We start from the raw sequence: 2,933 nt of genomic DNA, 5'->3' as shown, positions 1-2,933 counted from the left end.
GCGGTGTCGGGCGGATGCCGAGCCTGTGCGCCACGTAGCATGGAGGCGCGTGTTCGCACGCGCCCGCCGCGCTCCCGATCCCGTCGCCGTCCGCCGTCTTCCCGTCTGAGAGAACCGTGTCGCTTCCCGCCCTGTCCGATGAACAGCATGAGCTGTTCCGGCTGATCGAGGACACCAGCGAGCACGTCTTCATCACCGGGCGAGCAGGAACCGGCAAATCGACGCTGCTGCAGTACTTCTCGTGGAACACCAAGAAGCAGATCGCGATCTGCGCCCCCACCGGTGTCGCGGCGCTGAACGTCGAGGGGCAGACGATCCACTCGCTGTTCCGACTGCCGATCGGTCTGATCGGCGACTCGGACATCGACCAGAACGACAACACGCGCCGCATCCTCAATGCGATCGAGACCCTCGTCATCGACGAGATCTCGATGGTCAACGCCGACCTCATGGACGCGATCGACCGCTCCCTCCGTCAGGCGCGGGGCAAGCGCGGCATCCCCTTCGGCGGGGTGCAGATCGTCATGTTCGGCGATCCGTACCAGCTCGCGCCCGTGCCGCCGCGGGGTGACGAGCTGCGCTACGTCAAGGACCACTACCGCTCGTTCTGGTTCTTCGACGCGAAGGTCTGGGCAGGCCCCTGGAAGGACGACGAGTCGGATGCCGAGGAGGGCGACGGACTGTTCGTCGTCGACACCCGTGCCGAACTGCACGTGCGTGAGCTCGTGCACATCCACCGGCAGTCGGACGACGGGTTCAAGGCCATGCTCAACGCGGTGCGCTACGGCCGGGTGACCGCCGAGATCGCGGGTGTGCTCAACACGCAGGGCGCCCGCACGCCTCCCGACCCCGAGCCCGGGGAGGTGCCGATGATCACGCTCGCCACGCGCAACGACATCGTGAACAGCATCAACAGCAGGCACCTCGCCGCGCTGCCGGGCAAGGAGCAGACCGCCAAGGCCGAGGTGAGCGGCGAGTTCGGTCGAGGCGAGGCATCGTTGCCCGCCGAGCCCGAGCTCAAGCTCAAGATCGGCGCGCAGGTCATGTTCCTGCGCAACGACACCTCGATGTCGGGGGAGCCGCCGCGGTGGGTGAACGGAACGATCGGCACGGTCGTGCGGATCCTCGGCGAGACCGTGCGCGTCGAGATCGACGGCGACGAGGTCGATGTCGAGCCCGCGGTCTGGGAACGGTTCCGCTACTCGTACGAGCCGGCGACCAAGAAGCTCAGCCGCGACGTGGTCGCCGAGTTCACCCAGTTCCCGCTGCGGCTGGCGTGGGCGGTCACGATCCACAAGTCGCAGGGCAAGACCTACGATCGGGCGATCATCGATCTGGGGTCCGGTGCGTTCGCGCCCGGGCAGACCTATGTGGCGCTCTCACGCTTGACGTCGATCGACGGGCTGTACCTGTCGCGGGCGCTGCGCCCGAGCGACATCCGCGTCGATGAGGACGTGCGGCGCTTCATGCGCGCCGCCTGGCTCGCCGCGCAGTCCTGACGGTGGCCTTCCCGGTCGGTCGTTGAGCGAGGCCCGCGGAGCGGCCCGAGACGAAACGCGGTGCGTCGCGTGGAGCGCTCAGCGAGCGGCGGCTCGACGGAGCCTCTCGTCCACGCTCCATTGCCGCACGGCATCCACTCCGCCCTCGATGAACGCCAGCCGCTTCGCATGGCTCCACCCCTGAAGTCGCTTCTCCCAGGCGAACGCTTCATCGATGCGCGCGTACTCGCCGCTCCAGATGAGCTCCACCGGGAGGCGGCGCTTGGTGTACGCGCTGCCCATCGCCTGCTCGTGCTGCACGAGTCGGCGGTCGAGATCGCGCGTGCTGCCGACGTACAATGTGCCGTCGGCGCAGCGAAGAATGCAGACGTAACCCATGCACGGACGCTACGCGCGGACACCGACATCGGGGTGGGGGCGTTTCGTCTCGGTCGACTTCGTCGGCCTCGCTCAACGACCGGGAGGCGTCTCGGACACCGACATCGGGGTGGGGGCGTTTCGTCTCGGGCGACTTCGTCGGCCTCGCTCAACGACCGGGGGGGGCGACCGGGGGGCGACCGGGGGTCAGGCGACGGCGGCGGAGCGAGCGTGGTCGAGGTCTTCGAACAGCTCGGTGTTGAACCGGTACGCCAGCAGCACCTCGTCGATCACGCGCTCTCGCTCGGCCTCGTCCCACGGCGCGGCGTCGAGCTGCTCGCGGTAGACGTCCTTGAAGGCGGCGGGGTCGGCGATGTCGTCGAACAGGTAGAAGCCGATGCCGTTCGTCTCGAAGCCGAAGTGTCGGGCCATGACGCGGCCGATGAAGATGCCGCCCGACAGGTCGCCGAGGTATCGCGTGTAGTGGTGTGCGACGAAGCCGCCTGCCCACGTCGCGCCGACCTGGCGGATGCGCTCGACGTAGCGCTGGGTGGTGGGCAGGGCGACGATCCGTTCGCGCCAGTCCGCACCGAGCAGGAACTCGAGATCGGCCTCGAGGGCCGGCAGTCGGGTGAGCTTGTCGCTGAGGAAGACGGATGCCACGGGGTCGTGGCGCATGCGCTCGCCCGCCGACTCGAGCGCCTCGTAGATGAAGTAGTGCTGCGCCACGAGGGAGATGTAGTCCTCGCGGGATCCCTCGCCCTTCAGCAGGTCGGACATGAAGCCCGCGCCCTCGCTGCGGGAGTGCGAGCTGGAGGAGCGCTCGCGGAGCGCGGCGGAGAAGGAGAGGATCTCGGACATGACCCCAGTGTAAGGGTCACCTAACTTCGGCGGAACCCCCGTTTCCTCCGAAGACGCCGTGCCGATGTCGTGGGGCGGTCAGGCCCGGGTCACGCGTGCGGACGAGGCACGACGCCGAGTCGCTCGCAGGCGAGGTCGTACAGGGCGACGACCTCGCGTCGCACGGCCGGCCGCTCGGTGATCGCGCCGCCCGGCCAGGGCACCCGCAGTTCGGTG

Annotated in this window: 3 protein-coding genes; 1 reads left to right on the top strand and 2 read right to left on the bottom strand. The window is 68.6% G+C overall.

Features of this window, described 5'->3' with window-relative positions; genetic code table 11:
- Positions 1 to 116 precede the first annotated feature (116 nt).
- Entirely contained in the window at positions 117 to 1,499 is a 1,383-nt protein-coding gene (locus tag RTM68_RS18030; protein WP_194762292.1) for an ATP-dependent RecD-like DNA helicase, read from the top strand.
- A 78-nt stretch (positions 1,500 to 1,577) separates the two neighbouring features.
- Here the strand turns inward: RTM68_RS18030 and RTM68_RS18025 are convergent, their stop codons facing one another.
- Both RTM68_RS18025 and RTM68_RS18020 read right to left on the bottom strand, forming a co-directional pair.
- Positions 1,578 to 1,877, bottom strand: coding sequence for a GIY-YIG nuclease family protein (locus RTM68_RS18025; RefSeq protein WP_312173638.1), 300 nt, complete (start codon positions 1,875 to 1,877; stop codon positions 1,578 to 1,580).
- Between the two features lie 186 nt (positions 1,878 to 2,063).
- Positions 2,064 to 2,717, bottom strand: coding sequence for a biliverdin-producing heme oxygenase (locus RTM68_RS18020; protein WP_312173636.1), 654 nt, complete (start codon positions 2,715 to 2,717; stop codon positions 2,064 to 2,066).
- Positions 2,718 to 2,933: the final 216 nt, after the last annotated feature.

Origin of the sequence: Microbacterium sp., from assembly GCF_031988965.1 — a bacterium.
GTDB lineage: Bacteria > Actinomycetota > Actinomycetes > Actinomycetales > Microbacteriaceae > Microbacterium.
Note: the sequence above shows the minus strand (reverse complement) of the source record. Positions and strands in the feature narration are given on the sequence as shown.

Bases quoted from the DNA above. Each gene is read 5' to 3' on its own strand.
- RTM68_RS18025 (WP_312173638.1), bottom strand. From the start codon at position 1,877: ATGGGTTACGTCTGCATTCTTCGCTGCGCCGACGGCACATTGTACGTC.
- RTM68_RS18020 (WP_312173636.1), bottom strand. From the start codon at position 2,717: ATGTCCGAGATCCTCTCCTTCTCCGCCGCGCTCCGCGAGCGCTCCTCC.